Source organism: Rhizobium grahamii (assembly GCF_009498215.1).
In the GTDB taxonomy this organism is placed as follows: domain Bacteria; phylum Pseudomonadota; class Alphaproteobacteria; order Rhizobiales; family Rhizobiaceae; genus Rhizobium; species Rhizobium grahamii_A.
Genome location: NZ_CP043498.1, coordinates 3666113 through 3685056, shown reverse-complemented (window position 1 = coordinate 3685056; position 18944 = coordinate 3666113). Strand labels below are relative to the sequence as shown.

Below are 18944 nucleotides of genomic sequence, written 5' to 3'. Positions count from 1 at the left end.
GCGGAATTTCTCGCGACGGGTAGGACCAATGATTGGATCGCGTAACGACACGATGAGCGTTGCAGTATTGCTACCGTGCTACAACGAGGCGGCGACGATCGCTGACGTTGTGCGCGGCTTCCGCGCCGCCCTGCCGGATGCGCGCATCTATGTCTACGACAACAACTCGACCGACGGGACCGCGCTGCATGCGATGCTATCAGGCGCCCATGTCGTTCGCGAACGGCGCCAGGGCAAAGGCCATGTCGTCCGCCGCATGTTCGCCGATATCGATGCCGACATCTACGTGATGGCGGATGGCGACGGCACCTATTCGCCTGATGATGCGGAAGAACTGATCCGCACGATGCTGACCGAGCGCTCCGACATGGTCGTGGGTACGCGCCGGGGCGTGCATGCCGACGCGGGGCGTCAGGGCCATGCGTTCGGAAACCGCATCTTCAACGTTCTCTATCGCGCCATCTTCGGCACCGACTTTACCGATATCTTCTCGGGCTACCGCGTCTTCTCGCGCCGTTTCGTCAAGAGCTTTCCCGCGGTTTCCGGCGGGTTCGAGATCGAGACCGAGATGTCGGTGCATGCCTCGCGGCTGAAGCTGCCGGTAACCGAACTGGAACTGGACTACGGCCGCCGGCCGGAGGGATCGCACTCGAAGCTTTCGACCTTCAAGGATGGCGCCAAGATCCTCTGGATGTTTGCGATGCTGATGAAGGAGACGCGACCTTTTGCCTTCTTCAGCATCATCAGCGGCGCCTTCATGGCAGGCAGCCTTGTCTTCATGACGCCGGTGCTCGCCGAATATTTCCAGACAGGCCTCGTCAGCCGGATGCCGACATGGGTGCTGTCGATGGCGCTGATGATGGTATCGTTCATGATGTTCACGGCCGGCGTCATCCTCGATTCCGTGTCTCGCGCCCGCGCCGAGCAGCTTCGGATCCACTACATGGGTCTTTCGAAACCGCTTGTTGCCGAGCAGGCGGTGACGACATCCGATGACGCGGCGATCCGTATTCCCCGCGCCCGGAAGACGGGCGCGGCATGAGAAAGCTCTTGCGCTTTGGCATGGCAGGCGGCCTCGGCTTCGTGGTCGATGCCGGCTTGCTCAGCCTGCTGCTGCATCTGACGGCACTCGGTCCGTTCATCTCCAGGCTGATCGCGATCGCCGTGGCGATGGCGACGACCTGGGTTTTCAACCGCACATTCACCTTCGAACCATCGCGCCATTCGCTGGCGGTCGAGGGGTTTCGCTACGGCTCCGTCGGGGTGACGGCGGCGTTGGTGAACTACGGGCTCTATTCGGCGCTGCTGCTGCGGCTGCCGGACCTGCAACCGCTGGCGGCGATGGTGCTCTCCACCGCCGCATCGACGCTTTTCAGCTTCTTCGGCTATTCCCGCTTCGTTTTCCGGGGCGATTGATCAGACCGGCTCCCAGCCGTCCTTCTCGCTGGCGCGATAGATTGAATCGATGAACTTCTGGCTGAGCTTCGAGCTCTCCAGCGTGACGATCTCTTCGTTCTCTCCCTTGGCAGCCCGCGCGAAGGCTTCGGCTTCCCGCTTGTACTGGCGGCTGTCAGGGAAGCGGAAGATGGTCGATTCATTGTGGCTGCGGTTGGTCAGCTCGATTTCCTCGGCACCCCAGCGGTCGGCGTTGAAGGGCGACTTCACCTCGATAAAGCCATCCGTGCCGTGGAAGACCATGACCTGACGGTTCGCCATCTGCGTGGCGACGTAGAAGGTCAGTTCGAAATCGCCGAAGTCGGCCTTGACGCTCGAATAGATGTCCGTGCCGAATTCCGGGTCGCGACGGGTGACGGCCTGGACGCGCAGCGGCTCCTTGCCTGTCGTGAAGCGGGTGGCGATCGTCGGGTAGACGCCGATATCGGGAAGCGCCCCGCCACCGAGCTCGGGAATGTTGCGCATGTTGCCGGGGTCGCGGTTGAAATAGGTGAACGCGCCCTGGACATGCAGCAGCGTGCCGATTGCGCCATCCGCGATCAGCGAGCGCACCTTCCGCCAAACCGGCGTGTAGGTGACCATATAGGCCTCGGTGATGAGAACCTTGTTGCGGTCGCGAGCGGCGATCAGGCTGTCGATCTCATCGGCCTTCAGCGCAATCGGCTTTTCGCAAAGCACGTGCTTGCCGGCGTCGGCGGCCTTGATGGTCCACTCGACGTGCTGCGAGGTCGGCAGCGGGATGTAGACGGCGTCGATCTTGTCGGAAGCCAGCATCTCCTCGTAGGAGCCGAAGGCGTGCGGAACGGAAAAGCGATCGGCCATCTCGCGGGCCCGGCCGAGATCGCGGCTGGCAACTGCCGTCACGACACAGTTCTCCGCGTCCTGGATGGCAGGAACGACGAGTTCGCGGCCAATCTTCGCGGTCGAAAGAATACCAAAACGCAGCATAGCCCTGTCCTCTCCCAGTTTGATTTTTGCGCAACCTTAGTGAGGCGGCGGGCGTGAAGCAATGGCGCGATCACAATTCGAGGAGCAGGTTTCCATTCAGCCATGGCCGCGCTAGGTTACCTCCCGGCGGCGTTCTGTCGCGTCATGGATTTCAATCAATTCAGCACTTTAGGAGAGCGCCATGGATATGCGCCGTCTTGGAAAAACTGACCTTTCGATCGCCCCGATCGTCTTCGGCGGCAACGTCTTCGGCTGGACCGCCGACGAGAAGACGTCCTTCGACATTCTCGACGCCTTCTTCGACGCGGGATTCAACACGATCGACACGGCCGATGTCTATTCGGCCTGGGTGCCCGGTAACAAAGGCGGCGATTCCGAGGAAATCATCGGCAAGTGGCTGAAGCGCGGCAAGGTCTCCCGTGACAAGGCTGTGATCATCACCAAGGTCGGCTCCGACATGGGCCAGGGCAAGACGCTGAAGGAAACCTATATCCTGAAGGCAGTCGAGGATTCGCTGCGCCGGCTGCAGACTGACTATATCGATCTCTACCTCTCCCATTGGCCTGACGAGAACACGCCCTATGAAGAAACGCTCGGCGCCTTTGCCAAGCTGAAGCAACAGGGCAAGATCCGCGCGATCGGCTGCTCCAATCTCGACGCCACACAGCTTCAGGCGTCCTTCGACGCCGCCGAGAAGGCCGGCGTGCCGCGCTACGACGTGATCCAGCCGGAATACAATCTCTACGACCGCGCTCCGTTCGAGGGCCCGCTGGCCGACCTCTGCGTCAAGGAAGACATCGGCGTCATCACCTATTTCAGCCTCGCGGCGGGCTTCCTCTCCGGCAAGTATCGCAGCAAGGCCGATACCGAGGGCAAGGCACGCGGTGGCAAGGCAGCTGCCTATCTCGACGACAAGGGGCTGAAGATCCTTGCTGCCCTCGACAAGGTCGCGGCGGAAACCGCCGCCAAGCCGGCCGAGATCGCTCTTGCCTGGCTGCTCCGGAAGAAGGGCGTGACGGCGCCGATCGCCAGCGCCACCAGCCTGTCGCAGCTTGACAGCCTGACGAAGTCGGCGACACTTTCGCTCTCCGACGACGCAATGGCGCTGCTCGACAAGGCCGGCGCCTGACGGGAGCCATGCGATGACCGTGACGATCCGCGATGCAAAGCCCGAGGACGAAGCGCGCTGGCGCGCGCTTTGGGCCGATTACCTCGCCTTCTACGAAGTCACGGTCGATCCTGATATCACCGATGCAACGTGGCGCCGGATCTTCGATCCGGCGTCGGCGATTTTCATGCGCGTTGCCGAAGTGGACGGCAAGGTGATGGGCTTCACGCTCAGCCTGACGCATGAAGGTACGTGGATCCGTGGCAAGGACTGTTATCTGGAAGACCTGTTCGTCGATCCGGCCGCGCGCGGCAAAGGCGTCGGCCGTGCCTTGATGGACGACCTCGTTTCGCTCTGCAGCAAGAACGGCTGGTCGCGCCTCTACTGGCACACCAGCGAGCAGAACAGAACGGCGCGGGCGCTCTACGACAGCTACGTCGAAAACGACGGGCACATTCGCTACCGCATCAACTTCTGAGCGGCGGGAAGCCCTCGTAGAACCCGGCGTGGCTGCCCTCCCAGTTTTCCATCCCCGGCTTCGTCAATATGCCGCGCGGCCTGACATAGCTCTGGATGACGCGGCGCGGTCGCTCGCGCCACTGGATGTTGAAGGCCCAGAGTTTCGGGAAGAAGCAGAGTGCCGCATAGGGCAGATGATCGTGGATCCACCAGGCAAGCCGCTGCCAGTCGTCCTCGTTCCTGTAATTATCGATCATCCACGGCACGACCACGCAGGCGGTCGCCCCCATGCAGCCATCGAAATCGCGAAGGTCCCAGATGTGATCGGCCGCTGTGGCAGCGTTTGACGAGCAGTTGAGATTGTTGCGGTTGCCGAACTGGTTGACCTCGGTCGAGCGATAGCCCGAGCGGATGTGCAGCCGCCCGAAGGTCGCCTGCAGCGGTTCCAGCAGCTCCTCGCAAAGCCGCCTCCCCGCCTCGATCGCCAGATCGGGATTCTCGGGGATATTCGGGATGCGGTAGAAATCGGCGATTTCGGAGTGCAGGAAATCGCGAAAGAAGAAATTCTTCGAAAGCCGCACGCGCCCGAGCTCTTCCAGGCCCTTCATCGATCCAGGTTTCTTCACGCAAGGCTCCTGTGGTTTGACCAGCGTCAGTCTGCCGTCCCTGGCGATCCGCGCAACCCGAAAAACGACAGGAACAATTAGCGCCTTCTCATCTTACCCCCTCGGCCGCTTCGCGGTTCTTCACACAACAAGGGATGAGACAATGGCCAAGGAAAAGACCCTCGACGATCTATTCTACGATACGCTGAAGGACATCTATTTTGCCGAACGGCAGATCCTGCGCGCCCTGCCAAAAATGGCGCGGGCGGCGCAATCGCAGGAGCTGAAGGCCGGCTTCGAAAAGCATCGCGAGCAGACGGAAGGTCACGTCGAACGCCTGCAGGAAGTCTTCGAACTCGTCGGCAAACGCGCCCAGGGCAAGACCTGCGAGGCGATCCAGGGGATCATTGCCGAAGGCGAGGAGATCATCGAGGAGTTCAAGGGTTCGCCGGCGATCGATGCCGGTCTCATCTCCGCGGCGCAGGCGGTCGAACACTACGAGATCGCCCGCTACGGCACGCTGAAGACCTGGGCGCAGACGCTCGGCAAGAAGGATGTCGTCGCTCTGCTCGATAAGACGCTGCAGGAGGAAGCGGCAACGGACAAGACCCTGACGCAGCTCGCCACGACGGCCGCGAACCAGAAGGCAGCGGCCTGATTGCCCGCTCTGTCGGAGTGGATGCCGCCAGGCATCCCTCCGCCTCAGGGTATATAGCGAAAGAAGTCGATGAAGGCGCGCAAGGCCGGTCGCATCTGGCGGCGGCTCGGGTAATAGATGAACGGGCCTGGATAGGGCGAACACCAATCCTCTAGAACACGAACGAGCTTGCCGCTTGCCAGTTCATCCTCGACGCGGAGATCGAAGAGATAGGCGAGCCCGACGCCGTTCAGCGCGGCGATCAATGCCAGCCTGTCCTCGCTGACGACAAGCGGGCCGTCGACCGCGACCACCAGTTCCTGGCCGTCCTTCTCGAATTCCCAGCGATAGATCGTGCCGTTGGTAAAACGGCGCTTGATGCAGCGATGATGGACGAGATCTGAGGGATGCAGCGGTTTCGGGTGCCGTTCGAAATAATCTGGAGATCCCGCTATGACCGTGGTCAGGTTTGGCGAGGCCCGCACGGCGATCATATCCGCCTCCAGGCTTTCCTCCAGGCGGATACCGGCGTCGAAGCCTTCCCGCACGATGTCGATGAAACCATCCTCGTTGGCGATTTCGAGGGTGATGTCGGGATAGCGGTTCAGGAATTCACCGAGGCGCGGTGCCAGCAGGATATCCGAGGCAAAGCGTGGCGCTGTCACGCGCAGATTGCCCGCCGGTCGTCCACCTGCTTCGGTGACGGCTTCCAGCGCGATACCGATCTCATCCAGCGCCGGCTTCAGACGCTGGAGCAACAGGCGCCCCTCCTCGGTCGGCGCCACGCTGCGGGTGGTGCGCGCGAGCAGCCGGACACCAAGGCTCTCTTCCAGACTGGAGACCGCGTGGCTGACGGCCGAGGGCGCGATCTGCAACTCCTTGGCGGCAGCGCGAAAACTCCGCCGCTCGGAGACGGCAGCAAGGACAGCGAGTTGCGCGAGCTGAGTGCGGTTCATTGATCTATCAGTTAGAACAGCCCGTTATATATTGCACGTATTTTTTGAAAGCTGCCGAGACGTTAGATTTGCCTCGTACCGCAACACGGCGGTTCGAATTGCGCTCGAAAAGGAGCACCCGCATGAAAACCCGCAAACTTGGAAACCTCGAAGTCTCTGCCGTCGGCCTCGGCTGCATGGGTATGAGCTTCGCCTATGGCGCCAGCGACGAGAACGAGTCGATCAGGACGCTTGGTCGCGCCGTCGATCTCGGCATCACCTTCTTCGATACCGCAGAAATGTACGGCCCCTACACCAATGAAGAGCTGCTTGGCCGGGCGCTGAAGCCGGTCCGCGACCGCGTGGTCATCGCCACCAAGTTCGGCTTTACCTTCGATGCGAACAAATCGGGCGCTGCGGCCATCACCGGTGTCGACAGCCGCCCGGAGAATGTGAAGCGGGTCGCCGAGGCATCACTGAAGCGGCTCGGTATCGATATGATCGACCTCTTCTACCAGCATCGCGTCGATCCCACTGTTCCGATCGAAGAGACGGTCGGCGCCATGGCCGAGCTGGTCAGGGAGGGCAAGGTGCGTGCGCTCGGTCTCTCGGAAGCCGGTAGCGCCACGATCCGTCGCGCCCATGCTGTGCACCCGATCGCGGCGCTGCAGAGCGAGTACTCGCTTTGGTCCCGCGACCCTGAGCATGACGTCCTCGACACCTGTCGGGAGCTGGGGATCGGCTTCGTGCCCTACAGCCCGCTTGGCCGCGGCTTCCTGACGGGGGCGATCCAGAAGCGGGAAGATCTTGGCGCGGACGATTTCCGTAGCCAGCTGCCGCGTTTCCAGGCCGAGAATTTCGACGCCAATGCCGCGCTGGTGGCAAAGCTCGAGGCGCTTGCGAAGCAGAAGGGCGTAACGGCGGCGCAGCTGGCGCTCGCCTGGGTTCTGCACCAGGGTGACGACATCGTGCCGATCCCGGGCGCGCGCAAGGTCAACCATCTCGAGCAGAATGCGGCTGCCACCGATATCGTGCTGAGCAAGCAAGAACTGGCCGAACTGACGGAGACGATTTCGCTCGATCAGATCGCCGGCAAACGCTACTCGGAGGCATCGCTGGCGATGACCAACCTCTAAAGGTTGACGCTTCGGATGCTGGCCCGCACCCTTCTTCGGCCTTGCCGCAAGCGGTCCCTGCACTATGCTAAGGACATGTTCTGGCGAGGTGAAGCATGTCGGACCAGCAAGCAATCGAAGCAGTCGTCCATCTCTACGTCGAGGGCATGACCTTCGCGAACGAAGCGGCATTGCGGAAGGCCTTTCATCCGCAATGCGCCATCATCGGACACTATGAAAACGCCGTCGAATGGCTGAGCCGCGACGAATTCATCGCCGCGATCGTCGCCGAGGGCGCCGCGCCGCCCACGACGCAGCCGCATATGGACATCCAGATGCTCGACATCATCGGCGATGCGGCGAGCGTGAAAGTCAGCGACGATTTCGCCGGCATGCGCTTTACCGACTATCTCTCGATGCTGAAGATCCAGGGCCGCTGGACGATCGTCAACAAGCTCTACTATCTCCACGCATAGAAAAGCCGGCGAGGCGATCGCCGGCTTTTCGCATCAAGAGATCATGCGCCTCAGGCTCTGAGGACGCCGCCGGTGAATTTCGTCACGCTGGCAACGATCTTCTGCGTCAGTGCTTCGAAATCCTCGTCGGTGAGCGTGCGGTCCACCGGCTGGATCTGAACCTCGATCGCCACCGACTTCTTGCCTTCACCGAGCGACGGGCCTTCGAAGATGTCGAAGACGTTGACACCGGTGACGAGCTTGCGGTCTGCACCGGTCGCTGCCTTGATGATCGCGCCTGCTTCCACCGACTTGTCGACGACGAAGGCAAAGTCGCGCTTGACGGCCTGGAACGGCGAAAGCTCCAGCGCCGGCTTGGTGCGGGTCGCCTTCTTCTTCGGCTCGGCCATGGCGTCGATATAGACTTCGAAGCCCGAGAGCGCGCCTGACACGTCAAGCGCTTCCAGCGTCAAGGGATGGAACTCGCCGAAATAGCCGAGAATGACCTTCGGGCCCATCTTGATCGTGCCGGAACGACCGGGGTGGTACCAATCAGGTCCACCCTGTTCGATCTGGATGTTGCCCATCGGCAGGCCGCAGGCTTCGATCACGGCAAGCGCATCGGCCTTGGCGTCGAAGACGTCGACCGGCTTGCCGCCGCCCTTGGCGGCGTTCAGCCACATGCGGCCGGCGCCGGCAAGCGAGGCGGTGCCACGACGGACACCACCGGCAACGCGGCGCTGCCCCTCGGGGCGATCGTTCTCATAGGTGCCGGAGACTTCGAAGATCGCGACGTCACCGTAGCCCTTGTCGGCATTGCGCTGGGCGGCGCTGAGCAGGCCCGGCAGCAGCGATGGGCGCATGTCGGACATATCCGCAGCGATCGGGTTGGCAAGCTTCAGCGCCGGCGAGCCGCCGCCGAAGAGCTTTGCCTGATCTTCGGAGATGAACGACCAGGTGACGGCCTCCAGCATTCCGCGCGAGGCGAGCGCGCGCTTGGCGGTGCGGGTGCGGATCTGCAGCGTCGTCAGGATCTTGCCGTTGACTTCAGCATGGCTTTCCAACGGCGCGGGCTTGATGTTGTCGACGCCGTGGATGCGCATGACTTCCTCGACGAGATCGGCCTTGCCGTCGACATCGGGGCGCCAGGAGGGAACCGAGACCGAGACGCGCTCGCCGGAACCGGTGACCTTGAAGCCGAGGCGCGTCAGGATTTCGGCGCTCTCGTCCGTCGAGACCTCGAGCCCCGTCAGGCGCTTGACCTCGGAGAAGGGGAAATCGACGATCTTGGGCTCATAGCCCTTGTAGCCGACGACATCGGCCTTGGCCGCCGTACCGCCGCAGAGTTCGAGGACCAGTTCGGTTGTGCGCTCGAGGCCCGGGACCATGTATTCAGGATCGACGCCGCGTTCGAAACGGTAGCGGGCATCGGTGATGATGCCGAGGCCGCGACCCGACTTGGCGATGTTCATTGGATCCCAGAGCGCCGATTCGATCAGGACGTCGGTGGTGTTCTCATCGCAGCCGGAATGCTCGCCGCCCATGATGCCGCCGATCGACTCGATGCCATCGGCGTCCGTGATCACGACATTGTTGGCGCTGAGCTTGTACTCGCGCTGATCGAGCGCCAGCACCGTTTCGCCATCCTTGGCGCGGCGGACGGTCAGGTTGCCCTTGACCTTGGCGGCGTCGAAGACGTGCATCGGGCGACCCTGGTCGAAGGTCATGTAGTTGGTGATGTCGACGAGCGCGTTGATGGGCCTGAGGCCGATCGCCAGCAGACGCTGCTGCATCCACTTCGGGCTCGGGCCGTTCTTGACACCGCGCACGAGGCGGAGCGCAAAGCCCGGGCAAAGCTTCTCGTCATCGAGATCGAGCGTCACCTTGACGGGCGTTTCGCCTTCGACGGCAAAGGACGGCGCGGGCCGTGTCTTCAGCGTGCCGAGGCCTGATGCCGCCAGGTCACGGGCGATGCCGTAGATCGAGGTGCAATCCGGACGGTTCGGCGTCAGGTTGATCTCGATCATGGGATCGTCGAGATGAGCGTAGGCGGCAAAAGAGGTGCCGACAGGCGCATCGGCGGGCAGATCGATGATGCCGTCGTGGCTGTCGGACATGTTCAGCTCCTTTTCGGAGCACATCATGCCTTGGCTTTCGACGCCTCTGATCTTGCCGACGCCGAGCGTGACATCGATGCCCGGCACATAATCGCCAGGCCGCGCCAGCGCGCCCACGAGACCGGCGCGGGCATTCGGCGCACCGCAGACGATCTGCAACGGCTTGCCGCCGTTCACATCAGGACCGGCATCGACCGACAGCACCTTCAGGCGATCGGCCTCCGGATGCTTTTCAGCCGACAGAACCCGCGCGATGACGAAGGGCTTGTAGGCCGCCTTGTCGTCGACATCCTCGACCTCAAGGCCGATCTCGGTCAGGCGCTTGCAGATTTCGTCAAGGGTCGCATCCGTTTCCAGATGATCCTTCAGCCAGGAAAGTGTGAACTTCATGATCTCTATCCTCCCTTACGCGCTCAGACCGCCGAACAGCGTCGGCATGTCGAGCGGGCGGAAGCCGTAATGGGTCATCCAGCGGACGTCGGCGTTGAAGAAGTCGCGCAGGTCGGGCATGCCGTATTTCAGCATGGCGATGCGGTCGAGGCCCATGCCCCAGGCAAAGCCCTGGTACTCGTCGGGATCAAGACCGCCGGCGCGCAGCACGTTCGGGTGCACCATGCCGCAGCCCAGGATCTCCATCCAGTCGGTGCCTTCGCCGAACTTGACGATCGGGCCGGAGCGGTCGCACTGGATGTCGACCTCGAAGGACGGCTCGGTGAAGGGGAAGAAGGACGGGCGGAAGCGCATCGTCACGCTGTCGACCTCGAAGAAGGTCTTGCAGAACTCTTCCAGCACCCAGCGGATGTTGGCGACATTGGCCTTCTTGTCGACGACGAGACCCTCGACCTGATGGAACATCGGCGAGTGCGTGGCGTCACTGTCCTGGCGGTAGGTCTTGCCGGGGATGATGATGCGGATCGGCGGCTTCTGCGCTTCCATGGTGCGCACCTGCACCGGCGAGGTGTGCGTGCGCAGCACCTTGCGCTCGCCGTTCTCGTCCGGATTGAAGAAGAAGGTGTCGTGCATCTCGCGGGCCGGATGACCTTCGGGGAAGTTCAGCGCCGTGAAATTGTAATAGTCGGTCTCGACATCGGGACCTTCAGCGATCGAGAAGCCCATGTCGCCGAAGATCGCGGTGATCTCGTCGATGATCTGGCTGATCGGATGGATGCGGCCGCGCTCGGCCGGCGAAGAGCGGACCGGCAGCGAGACATCGACCGTCTCGGCCTTCAGACGGGCGTCGATCGCCGCCTTCTTGAGATCGGCCTTGCGGGCGTTGATCGCCTCGGTCACGACAGTCTTCAGCGCGTTGATCGCCGCGCCGCGCGTCTGGCGCTCTTCCGGCGTCATCGAACCGAGCGTCTTCAGGAGCTCGGAGACCGAACCCTTCTTGCCGAGTGCGCCGACACGCACGGCTTCGATCGCCGGCTCGTCGGCAGCGGCTGCCACATCAGACAGAAGTTGCTTTTCCAGGGTTTCGAGTTCGGTCATCTTTTCCTGCCTCACGGGGCGTCAGTCTTGTCGATAATTCACGAAACTTGCTTCAGATAGCTGGTCGCCACGATGAAACGTCGCAGATCACTACCCATGTGCACGCGGCCAATCAACCGGGCAGCGGATAAAAAGCCGCCCAGGAATCCTGTAAGCTTGCGCAGTTCGGCAACGGCGGCTGCCGGCGCCACATCGGCCCAGGCCTTGTAGGCCCGGTCGTGCGTTTTGCCGCCAAGCTTGGCGCGGGTCGCGACCTGCAAAAAGAGCAGCCAGATATCGCGTGCCTGGGCGACTTCCAGCGGCATCACCCGATCGGGCTCTTCCTCGAAATCCATGAAGCCGACGCGGCCGTCCTTCAGGAACATGTCGCGCGGATAGGGCCGACCGTGGCACAGGCCTTTTGAATGCAGTCGGCCAAGCTCGGCGGCGCAATGGACAAGCATATTATCGTGGGCAACAGGATCGTTATTCAGCACATGATGGAGCTGGCGATCGACGGTATCGCCGACATCGGTGAACACGATGGCCGCACCGGAAGAATAGAGGACGCGGGCCGTCGGAACGTCCTGCGCGGAAAACTGCGCGACGCGGCGCATCTCGCGCGCCGCCATGCCCTCGTCGCCGAGAAGCGGCGACGGACGGAGAAACGGCGCCTTGATGAGATTGGCGAGCATGCGCTGCAGGCTCACCCAGCGCGATGCGCGCTCGGTGCCATAGCGCTTGATCCAGACGGCACCGCTCGACAGCGCCACGCGCTCGACGCGTCGCGAACTGCTCAGCAGGGCTGCGAGCAGGACAGGCACGTCCGCTTCCTTCAGCCCGGCTTCCGCCGTCAGATTTTCGAGATCGTTCGTCACGCCTTCTCGACGCCTTCATCCGGATTAAAACGAAAGAACCCGCGCAAGCCTTGCCAGCGCGGGTTCAAAATCATCGAAGCAAAAGCTTTGATAGCGCCGGCTTAGTTGACGGCTGCTTCAAACTCGTTCTTCGTACCAGCGTCCTTCAGGTACTCGAGAGCCTTCTTGGAGGCTGCAACGAGTGCACCGAATGCTTCCGGCTCATGGATCGCCATATCGGAGAGAACCTTACGGTCAACTTCGATGCCAGCCTTGTTCAGGCCGTCGATGAAGCGGCCGTAGGTCAGGCCGAATTCGCGGACAGCAGCGTTGATACGCTGGATCCAGAGAGCGCGGAAGTTGCGCTTGTTGACCTTGCGGTCGCGGTAGGCGTACTGCTTCGAACGATCAACAGCGGCCTTAGCGGCGCGGATGGTGTTCTTGCGACGACCGTAGAAGCCCTTAGCGGCCTTCAAAACCTTCTTGTGCTTGGCGTGGGCGGTAACGCCTCTTTTTACACGTGCCATTTCATGATCTCCTTAATCTAAAGCGTTCGCGGAATAGTCTTAGAGACCGTTCGGCAGGTAGTTCTTCACGACCTTGCGGCCATCCGGTTCAGCCAGAACCATCGTGCCACGTGCATCGCGGATGAACTTGTTGCTACGCTTGATCATGCCATGGCGCTTGCCAGCAGCTGCAGCCTTGACCTTGCCAGTTGCGGTGATCTTGAACCGCTTCTTGGCAGCAGACTTCGTCTTCATCTTGGGCATTTTGCTACTCCGTTTCTGATCCCCCTGCATGCTTCAAAAGAAGCCTTCTCGCGATGCCCGGTTTCCCTGGAGTCGCAACAAGTGCGGGAGCGTTTGTTGTTGATCTGCGGCTCCGGTGACGAACCGTTCCGCAAGCATTCGAAACTGCCACGGCATGCCCTGCCGGTCAGTTCGGACGCGCGCTTATAACCGCGACGTCATAAAAGTGCAACGGGGCGAGGCGAGGAATCTTCCGTGTCCGACATCAAGGGGCAACCTCGCTGGCGGGCAAGGTCATTTTCACCATCAACCCACCCAGTTTCGATGCCAGGAGATCGAGCTTGCCGCCATAGGCTTCGACGATATCGGCGGAGATTGCAAGCCCGAGCCCGGAGCCGGAGGTCTCGTCGTTGATGGTAACGCCGCGCTTCAGCATCCGGTCGTAGCTCTCGGCACCCGCGCCGGGGCCATCGTCGGAGACGATCAGAACGATATGCCGTTGGTCGTGACGGGCGCTGAGCTCAATTCGCGAGCGGGCAAAGCGTACGGCATTATCGAGCACATTGCCCAGCGCCTCCGCGATATCAGCGGGATCCGCCTGAATGCTCAGCGCCGGATCGATGTCGACATGCCAATCGATGCCCTTTCCCGAGGTGAACGCCTGCAGGACATTGACGAGCTTTCCCGATATGCCGAGCAGCGACGTCGTCGCCATCTGTTCGACGCCCATGCGCGCGGCCTGCAGCTGACGATCGGATCGCTGCCGCACCAGCTCGATCTGCTGCAGGGCGGTGTCGCGCTTTTCGGCCGGCAGGCTCTCCGCCAGATGAGACAGAACCGTCAGTGGCGTCTTCAGCCCATGGGCCAGATCACTTGCCCGCGCCCGGGCCCGCTCGACGGCCGTTTCGCGCTCGGTCAGCAAGAGGTTGATCTCGCGCACCAGCGGCGTCACCTCTCTCGGTCCGCTCCAGCCAATATGGGCAAGGCGGCCAGCGCGGATATCCGCAACGCTGTCACGAAGCCGCGCCAGCGGACGAAGGCCAATCCAGCCCTGCAGAAAGGCGGCCAGCAGCAAGATCCCGCCGATCGACAGCAGCATCAACCGCAACGGCCGGTGATAGCTTTCAAGCACGGTTTCCATCTCGGCCTTGGAGAAACCGGTGTAGATCGTGAACTCCTTGCGGGCAGCGCCCTCCCCAAGGCTCATCCGCTTTTCCGAAACAAGGACGGGCAATCCGTCCGGGCCATCTGTCTGGCGGAACCCGCAATAGAGATCGGCAGACAGATCGCCGGCGGCGATCTCCTCATCCCACAGCGATCGCGAGCGCAAGGGGCGCCCGCCATCGCTCGGAGAGATCTGCCAGTAGCGGCCGCCCGTTGGCAGGTCGAAGCGGGTGTCGGCCAGTTCACCCGTCAGCACGAGCCGACCATCTTCGACCGTGAGGCGCGCGGCGAGTGAATCCATCACGCCGGTCATCTCATAGGAATACTGGTCGGCGAGATAATCGGTGAACAGATGGCTGAGCACAAACCAGACGATCGTCAATGCAACGCCGATCGCGACAAGCGCGCCGACGGCAAGGCGAAATCGCAGCGAGCCCATCATGCGCCACGCCGCTCCGGCAGCACATAGCCGAAGCCACGACGCGTCTCGATCGCGTCGCTGTCGGTCTTCTTTCTCAGTCGTGCCACCATGGCTTCGACGGCATTCTTGGCGGCATCATCGTCCCTGCCCTGAACCTGGCTCGCAAGTTCAGCGGCGGTGAGCACCGCGCCGGGTCTTGCGATGAAAAGCGCCAGCATCCGATATTCCAGCGGGCTTAGGTCCAACTCCCTGCCGTCGAATGTCACCCGGCGGGCATTTTCATCCAGCGTGAAGCGATCGGCGGACTTGACGCGTGCGTGGCCGACGCCGGAGCGGCGCAACAAGGCGCGCAGACGCGCGATCAATTCCTCGGTGCGAAACGGCTTCGGCAGATAATCGTCGGCTCCGGCATCGAAGCCATCAACGCGCTCCATCCATGAGCCGCGAGCCGTCAGCACCAGGACAGGCGTATTGATGCCGGCCATGCGCCATCGCTTCAGGATCGACAGGCCGTCCATGCCTGGCAGGCCGAGGTCGAGAATGATCGCGGCGAAGTCACCGGTCTCGCCTTCCTCCCAGACCTGCGGCCCGGTCGCGAGAACGTCGATGCGGTAGCCCTCGCGCCCGAGCGCCTCGACCACGTGACTGGAAATGTTGGCGTCGTCCTCGCCCAGCAAGATCCGCATTGGTCAGGATCCTCCCAGCAACGTGCCGTCGCGGGCGTTGATGCGCAGGGTTCTGATGGTTCCGGCGCCGTCCCTGACTTTCAGCTGATAGGTATCGCTGACCATCGACCGCTGCAGCCGGACGTCGATGACGCGGCCATAGCGTCGCATGTCGATGTTTTTCAGGATCGCCTTCAGGGGCAGCACCTTGCCGTCCCGGACAGCATCCCTGGCGCGATCATAGTCCGAACCGCGCCCGTGATTGCCGCTACCGCCGTCGTCGTCGCCATCATCGCCGTCGTCACCGCCATGACCGCCTCCGTGATCATCGCCGCCGCCATGGCCGCTGTTATCGCTTCCGGAGCCGGAACTTCCGGAATTCGATCCGGACGAACCGGATCCAGAGGAGCCGCTGCCGGAGCCGCCCGAACTGCCCGACCCGCTGTTGCTGCCTCCGTCCTTGGCGGATGCATCGCGCACCGCGAGGTTACCGGCCGCCGCCAGCCAGCAGGTCAACAATAAAAGAGATAGAAGCGAGCGGCGTTTGGGGTCCATGGTCGTTCCGGCGATTAAGGGCCAGCAGCTAGATTGTACGCTTCACTGCGGCGAGGCAAGGTCGCCAGACCAAGAGACCCCGTCGCATGGCGACGGAGCCTCTTTCTTCCGAGGCGGTCGGAAGATCTGTCGCGCTACTGCGCGGCAGCTGGGAGGATCTGGACACTGGTGATTGCTCCAGGATTGCGGCGAGCATCCGACCGGTGGACCTGGGCCTTGATAATGCGCGCGCCATGTTCGCGCTCGACCTCGACTTCCAGCAGGCGGCCGAGCTGATCGCGCGCCACCAGCGATCCGTTCAGAAGACCGCGCAGGCTTGCATCAGAAACCGTCAGGACGGTCTGCGGTCGATCGGACCGGTCACGGTTTCTTCGCCCGCCATGGTTTCCGGGATTGTCGTCGCCGACGTCATGGGAGGCGCCGTCGTCAGAGGCGCGATCGCCGCGCCGACCGCCGTGGTCATCATTGCCGTCGTCGTCATGACCGCCACTGCGGCCGCCATGGTCGTCGCTACCATGATTACCGCCGCTTCGACCGGAGCTACCGCTGCCGCTGCTGCTTGAGGAGCCGCCATCGTCGTGACCGCCCCGGGCCAAGGCAGCCCCCGCCAGCGAAGGCGGGCCGAACGATTGAACGACCGGCATCGACGCCGTTAGCGCCAATGCGGCAACCGATGCGAGCGCCATCTTGCGAATCTTGATTGTCATGACTTGCCTCCTCTGTCGTTTCGATGCGCAGAGAATGGCAAAAGCTGACTGACAAGGCGTTGAGCGCCGATGTCAGTATCCTGTCAGATTGATGGGACAACCCAGAAATACAAAAGCCGCCCTTTCGGACGGCTTTGATACGAATGGCGGCGATGCGCCCTGTTCCGACATCTTACTTCGGTGCGAGCACCATCATCATCTGGCGGCCTTCGAGCTTGGGCTCAGCCTCGACCTTGGCGAACTCCAGCGTGTCGGCCTTGACCTGCTGCAAAAGCTTCATGCCGAGTTCCTGGTGGGCCATTTCGCGGCCGCGGAACTTCAGGGTCACCTTGACCTTGTCGCCTTCTTCGAAGAAACGACCCATCGCCTTCATCTTCACCTCATAATCATGGGTGTCGATGTTCGGGCGCATCTTGATTTCTTTGACTTCGACGATCTTCTGCTTCTTGCGCGCCTCGGCGGCCTTCTTCTGGTTGGCATATTTCAGCTTGCCCAGATCGAGGATCTTGCACACAGGCGGTTCGGCGTTGGGGGAAATCTCCACCAGGTCGAGGCCGGCTTCTTCAGCCATTCTCAGGGCCTGGTCGGTCGCCACGACGCCTAGATTCTGTCCTTCAGCATCGATGAGCTGAACTTTGGGAATGCGAATTTCCCTGTTCGAGCGCGGCCCTTCCTTTACGGGCGCGTCGTTCTTGAAAGGTCTGCGAATGGTCGTACTCTCCTCGCGTTGTTTCGGATTGCTGCAGCGGATCGCCTCTATATAAGGAAGACGACCGAGTTTCGCCATCGCTGCAACCAAGTCATTAGCACGCTTTAGCGGAAAAATCACCCGCTGTCAGCCTGTCAAGAATCTGTTTTATAGGCCGAAACGAAGGAGTTTTCGCATGTCCGACGCCATTTCCGCCTCCGAACCGCAATTTCTGGCCGTCGGGCAAGGCGCCGCTGCCCGGGACATCGCCTATGTGGTGCGTCCGGCGCGGGAAGGCAACAACGGCCCTGCCCTGGTCTGGCTGTCCGGATATCGCTCCGACATGGAAGGCACGAAGGCGATCGAGCTCGACAGGCTCGCGGCCGAGAGCGGACTGTCGTGCATCCGTTTCGACTATTCCGGGCACGGCGTGTCGAAAGGCGCATTCACCGAGGGCACCATTTCGCGCTGGCTGGAAGAGGCGCTCGGCGTCATCGCACACACCAGGCTCGAGCGTGTCATCCTCGTCGGCTCGTCAATGGGCGGCTGGATCGCGTTGCGGCTCGCCCAGGAGTTCGCCAAGCGCGCCGATGCGCCGAAGCTTCAGGGCATGGTGCTGATCGCGCCCGCACCGGACTTCACCTCCGATCTCATCGAGCCGAACCTTACAAAGAAGGAGAAGACCTCGCTTGCCGAGCGCGGCTTCTTCGAAGAGCGCTCCGAATACAGCCCGGAGCCCAATATCTACACCCGGGCCCTGATCGAGGACGGACGCGAGAACCAGGTGCTGAAGGGCATTATCGAGGTTGGATGCCCTGTTCACATCCTGCAGGGGATGAAGGATCCGGATGTCCCGTTCCAGCACGCGATGAAGCTCGTCGAGCATCTGCCGGCCGATGACGTGGTACTGACCTTCATCCGTGATGGGGATCACCGCCTGTCCCGTCCACAGGACATAGAACGCATGCTATTTGCCGTTAAGGAAATGGCGGACTGATCACCGCAAGCCTGGCACCGAGCCTGGACTTCGCGATATCTTTAGCAATATTAGAGACTTGCTTGAAAATTGCCGCAGCGGCCAGATGCGGCAAACTGGCAGCGATGTGTCAAATCCTAACGTATTTTAACCATATCCAGCGCTTCCACCCCCTCCCCAGAAGTAGCGATTGACTCTCCGCACGTCCCTCAATTAACTTTTTGTTAAGAATTCAGGGGCGATGCAAGGAATATCGGGCGTGCGGATCAAGGGTTTCCTGGTGGCCATGATGGCCATGTGTGCGATGTCGACGGCCGCGATACCGGCCCCAACAAGCAATTTTTCCATGGTCACGGGTGCCGCAACGTCCCAGCCGATCGGCCATTACGAATTCTGTCAGACGCATCGCGAAGAGTGCGGTCCGAACCGCAATTCGGCAGCGGCCGACATGACGGATGACAAGTGGGCGATGGTCCGCGCTGTCAACACCAAGGTCAACACCACCATCATCCCGATGACCGACAAGGAAATCTACGGCAAGGACGAAGTCTGGGCCTATCCGACCACGGCCGGCGATTGCGAGGACTTCGCGCTGCTGAAGCGCCGTATCCTGATCCAGCGCGGCTTCTCGGCCGCCAACCTTCTGATGACCGTCGTGCGCAAGCCGGATGGCGAAGGCCATGCGATCTTGACGCTGCGCACCACCAAGGGCGACTTCGTACTCGACAACCTGGCCTCGACGGTCAAGCCGTGGTTCGACACGCCGTACTCGTTCATCAAACGCCAGTCGAGCGCCAATGCCGGTCGCTGGGTTACCATCGAGAACGGCCGCGACGTGCTGGTCGGTGCGTTGAAGTAGGT

General features: G+C 61.9%; 22 protein-coding genes. 9 read left to right on the top strand and 13 right to left on the bottom strand.

Going from position 1 to position 18944, the window contains the following annotated elements:
* Positions 1 to 28 precede the first annotated feature (28 nt).
* Both FZ934_RS17725 and FZ934_RS17720 read left to right on the top strand, forming a co-directional pair.
* Positions 29 to 1042, top strand: a complete 1014-nt coding sequence (locus FZ934_RS17725) for a glycosyltransferase (RefSeq protein WP_153272145.1) — start codon at positions 29 to 31, stop codon at positions 1040 to 1042.
* Positions 1039 to 1416 carry a GtrA family protein gene (locus FZ934_RS17720; RefSeq protein ID WP_153272144.1) on the top strand — a complete coding sequence of 126 codons (378 nt, stop codon included), beginning with the start codon at positions 1039 to 1041 and terminating at the stop codon, positions 1414 to 1416. Before FZ934_RS17725 ends, FZ934_RS17720 begins: the two co-directional genes overlap by 4 nt.
* Here the strand turns inward: FZ934_RS17720 and FZ934_RS17715 are convergent, their stop codons facing one another.
* Complete coding sequence (locus FZ934_RS17715; protein WP_153272143.1) at positions 1417 to 2403, bottom strand: Gfo/Idh/MocA family protein; 987 nt, start codon at positions 2401 to 2403, stop codon at positions 1417 to 1419.
* A gap of 181 nt (positions 2404 to 2584) precedes the next feature.
* On the opposite strand from FZ934_RS17715, the gene FZ934_RS17710 reads away from it, so the two are divergent.
* Positions 2585 to 3532 (top strand): aldo/keto reductase, encoded by a 948-nt coding sequence (locus FZ934_RS17710; RefSeq protein WP_153272142.1) that lies wholly within the window; start codon positions 2585 to 2587, stop codon positions 3530 to 3532.
* 13 nt (positions 3533 to 3545) lie between these two features.
* Positions 3546 to 3989, top strand: coding sequence for a GNAT family N-acetyltransferase (locus FZ934_RS17705; protein WP_153272141.1), 444 nt, complete (start codon positions 3546 to 3548; stop codon positions 3987 to 3989).
* Here the strand turns inward: FZ934_RS17705 and FZ934_RS17700 are convergent.
* A complete protein-coding gene (locus FZ934_RS17700) occupies positions 3979 to 4596 on the bottom strand; it encodes a hypothetical protein (protein WP_153272140.1) in 618 nt (205 codons plus the stop codon). The genes FZ934_RS17705 and FZ934_RS17700 overlap by 11 nt on opposite strands.
* Before the next feature lie 142 nt (positions 4597 to 4738).
* Between FZ934_RS17700 and FZ934_RS17695 the strand changes: the two genes are divergently transcribed.
* Positions 4739 to 5233, top strand: coding sequence for a ferritin-like domain-containing protein (locus tag FZ934_RS17695; protein WP_153272139.1), 495 nt, complete (start codon positions 4739 to 4741; stop codon positions 5231 to 5233).
* A 44-nt stretch (positions 5234 to 5277) separates the two neighbouring features.
* On the opposite strand, the gene FZ934_RS17690 is transcribed toward FZ934_RS17695, so the two are convergent.
* Complete coding sequence (locus FZ934_RS17690; protein ID WP_153272138.1) at positions 5278 to 6168, bottom strand: LysR family transcriptional regulator; 891 nt, start codon at positions 6166 to 6168, stop codon at positions 5278 to 5280.
* Between the two features lie 122 nt (positions 6169 to 6290).
* On the opposite strand from FZ934_RS17690, the gene FZ934_RS17685 reads away from it, so the two are divergent.
* Together FZ934_RS17685 and FZ934_RS17680 are read left to right on the top strand one after the other, a co-directional pair.
* Entirely contained in the window at positions 6291 to 7283 is a 993-nt protein-coding gene (locus tag FZ934_RS17685) for an aldo/keto reductase (RefSeq protein WP_153272137.1), read from the top strand.
* Between the two features lie 95 nt (positions 7284 to 7378).
* Positions 7379 to 7738, top strand: a complete 360-nt coding sequence (locus FZ934_RS17680; protein ID WP_153272136.1) for a nuclear transport factor 2 family protein — start codon at positions 7379 to 7381, stop codon at positions 7736 to 7738.
* A gap of 50 nt (positions 7739 to 7788) precedes the next feature.
* On the opposite strand, the gene pheT is transcribed toward FZ934_RS17680, so the two are convergent.
* From pheT to infC, 10 genes are all read right to left on the bottom strand, one after another.
* Positions 7789 to 10224 carry a phenylalanine--tRNA ligase subunit beta gene (gene pheT, locus FZ934_RS17675; RefSeq protein ID WP_153272135.1) on the bottom strand — a complete coding sequence of 812 codons (2436 nt, stop codon included), beginning with the start codon at positions 10222 to 10224 and terminating at the stop codon, positions 7789 to 7791.
* Positions 10225 to 10239: 15 nt separating this feature from the next.
* A complete protein-coding gene (gene pheS, locus FZ934_RS17670) occupies positions 10240 to 11322 on the bottom strand; it encodes a phenylalanine--tRNA ligase subunit alpha (RefSeq protein ID WP_153272134.1) in 1083 nt (360 codons plus the stop codon).
* Between the two features lie 38 nt (positions 11323 to 11360).
* Entirely contained in the window at positions 11361 to 12179 is an 819-nt protein-coding gene (locus tag FZ934_RS17665; protein ID WP_153272133.1) for a serine/threonine protein phosphatase, read from the bottom strand.
* 101 nt (positions 12180 to 12280) lie between these two features.
* Positions 12281 to 12685, bottom strand: coding sequence for a 50S ribosomal protein L20 (gene rplT, locus FZ934_RS17660; protein WP_007529269.1), 405 nt, complete (start codon positions 12683 to 12685; stop codon positions 12281 to 12283).
* 39 nt (positions 12686 to 12724) lie between these two features.
* Complete coding sequence (rpmI, locus tag FZ934_RS17655; RefSeq protein ID WP_056816455.1) at positions 12725 to 12928, bottom strand: 50S ribosomal protein L35; 204 nt, start codon at positions 12926 to 12928, stop codon at positions 12725 to 12727.
* 244 nt (positions 12929 to 13172) lie between these two features.
* Positions 13173 to 14513 (bottom strand): ATP-binding protein, encoded by a 1341-nt coding sequence (locus tag FZ934_RS17650; RefSeq protein WP_153272132.1) that lies wholly within the window; start codon positions 14511 to 14513, stop codon positions 13173 to 13175.
* On the bottom strand, positions 14510 to 15178 hold the full coding sequence (locus tag FZ934_RS17645; RefSeq protein WP_153272131.1) for a response regulator transcription factor: 669 nt from the start codon (positions 15176 to 15178) through the stop codon (positions 14510 to 14512). Before FZ934_RS17645 ends, FZ934_RS17650 begins: the two co-directional genes overlap by 4 nt.
* A 3-nt stretch (positions 15179 to 15181) precedes the next feature.
* A complete protein-coding gene (locus tag FZ934_RS17640) occupies positions 15182 to 15712 on the bottom strand; it encodes a PepSY domain-containing protein (RefSeq protein WP_153272130.1) in 531 nt (176 codons plus the stop codon).
* Positions 15713 to 15846: 134 nt separating this feature from the next.
* Positions 15847 to 16419: a hypothetical protein gene (locus FZ934_RS17635; RefSeq protein WP_153272129.1), complete on the bottom strand. Its 573-nt coding sequence runs from the start codon at positions 16417 to 16419 to the stop codon at positions 15847 to 15849.
* Between the two features lie 172 nt (positions 16420 to 16591).
* Positions 16592 to 17128: a translation initiation factor IF-3 gene (infC, locus tag FZ934_RS17630; protein ID WP_153272486.1), complete on the bottom strand. Its 537-nt coding sequence runs from the start codon at positions 17126 to 17128 to the stop codon at positions 16592 to 16594.
* 175 nt (positions 17129 to 17303) lie between these two features.
* Between infC and FZ934_RS17625 the strand changes: the two genes are divergently transcribed.
* The gene (locus FZ934_RS17625) at positions 17304 to 18104 is read left to right on the top strand and encodes an alpha/beta hydrolase (protein WP_153272128.1); all 801 of its coding nucleotides are present in this window, start codon (positions 17304 to 17306) and stop codon (positions 18102 to 18104) included.
* A gap of 238 nt (positions 18105 to 18342) precedes the next feature.
* Positions 18343 to 18942, top strand: coding sequence for a transglutaminase-like cysteine peptidase (locus FZ934_RS17620; RefSeq protein WP_153272485.1), 600 nt, complete (start codon positions 18343 to 18345; stop codon positions 18940 to 18942).
* Positions 18943 to 18944: the final 2 nt, after the last annotated feature.

Coding starts and splice junctions, on each gene's coding strand:
- pheS (WP_153272134.1), bottom strand. CDS start 11,322: ATGACCGAACTCGAAACCCTGGAAAAGCAACTTCTGTCTGATGTGGCA.
- FZ934_RS17640 (WP_153272130.1), bottom strand. CDS start 15,712: ATGGACCCCAAACGCCGCTCGCTTCTATCTCTTTTATTGTTGACCTGC.
- FZ934_RS17725 (WP_153272145.1), top strand. CDS start 29: ATGATTGGATCGCGTAACGACACGATGAGCGTTGCAGTATTGCTACCG.
- FZ934_RS17645 (WP_153272131.1), bottom strand. CDS start 15,178: ATGCGGATCTTGCTGGGCGAGGACGACGCCAACATTTCCAGTCACGTG.
- FZ934_RS17685 (WP_153272137.1), top strand. CDS start 6,291: ATGAAAACCCGCAAACTTGGAAACCTCGAAGTCTCTGCCGTCGGCCTC.
- FZ934_RS17715 (WP_153272143.1), bottom strand. CDS start 2,403: ATGCTGCGTTTTGGTATTCTTTCGACCGCGAAGATTGGCCGCGAACTC.
- FZ934_RS17690 (WP_153272138.1), bottom strand. CDS start 6,168: ATGAACCGCACTCAGCTCGCGCAACTCGCTGTCCTTGCTGCCGTCTCC.
- FZ934_RS17710 (WP_153272142.1), top strand. CDS start 2,585: ATGGATATGCGCCGTCTTGGAAAAACTGACCTTTCGATCGCCCCGATC.
- rplT (WP_007529269.1), bottom strand. CDS start 12,685: ATGGCACGTGTAAAAAGAGGCGTTACCGCCCACGCCAAGCACAAGAAG.
- FZ934_RS17625 (WP_153272128.1), top strand. CDS start 17,304: ATGTCCGACGCCATTTCCGCCTCCGAACCGCAATTTCTGGCCGTCGGG.
- pheT (WP_153272135.1), bottom strand. CDS start 10,224: ATGAAGTTCACACTTTCCTGGCTGAAGGATCATCTGGAAACGGATGCG.
- FZ934_RS17720 (WP_153272144.1), top strand. CDS start 1,039: ATGAGAAAGCTCTTGCGCTTTGGCATGGCAGGCGGCCTCGGCTTCGTG.
- FZ934_RS17695 (WP_153272139.1), top strand. CDS start 4,739: ATGGCCAAGGAAAAGACCCTCGACGATCTATTCTACGATACGCTGAAG.
- FZ934_RS17635 (WP_153272129.1), bottom strand. CDS start 16,419: ATGACAATCAAGATTCGCAAGATGGCGCTCGCATCGGTTGCCGCATTG.
- FZ934_RS17705 (WP_153272141.1), top strand. CDS start 3,546: ATGACCGTGACGATCCGCGATGCAAAGCCCGAGGACGAAGCGCGCTGG.
- FZ934_RS17680 (WP_153272136.1), top strand. CDS start 7,379: ATGTCGGACCAGCAAGCAATCGAAGCAGTCGTCCATCTCTACGTCGAG.
- rpmI (WP_056816455.1), bottom strand. CDS start 12,928: ATGCCCAAGATGAAGACGAAGTCTGCTGCCAAGAAGCGGTTCAAGATC.
- FZ934_RS17650 (WP_153272132.1), bottom strand. CDS start 14,513: ATGATGGGCTCGCTGCGATTTCGCCTTGCCGTCGGCGCGCTTGTCGCG.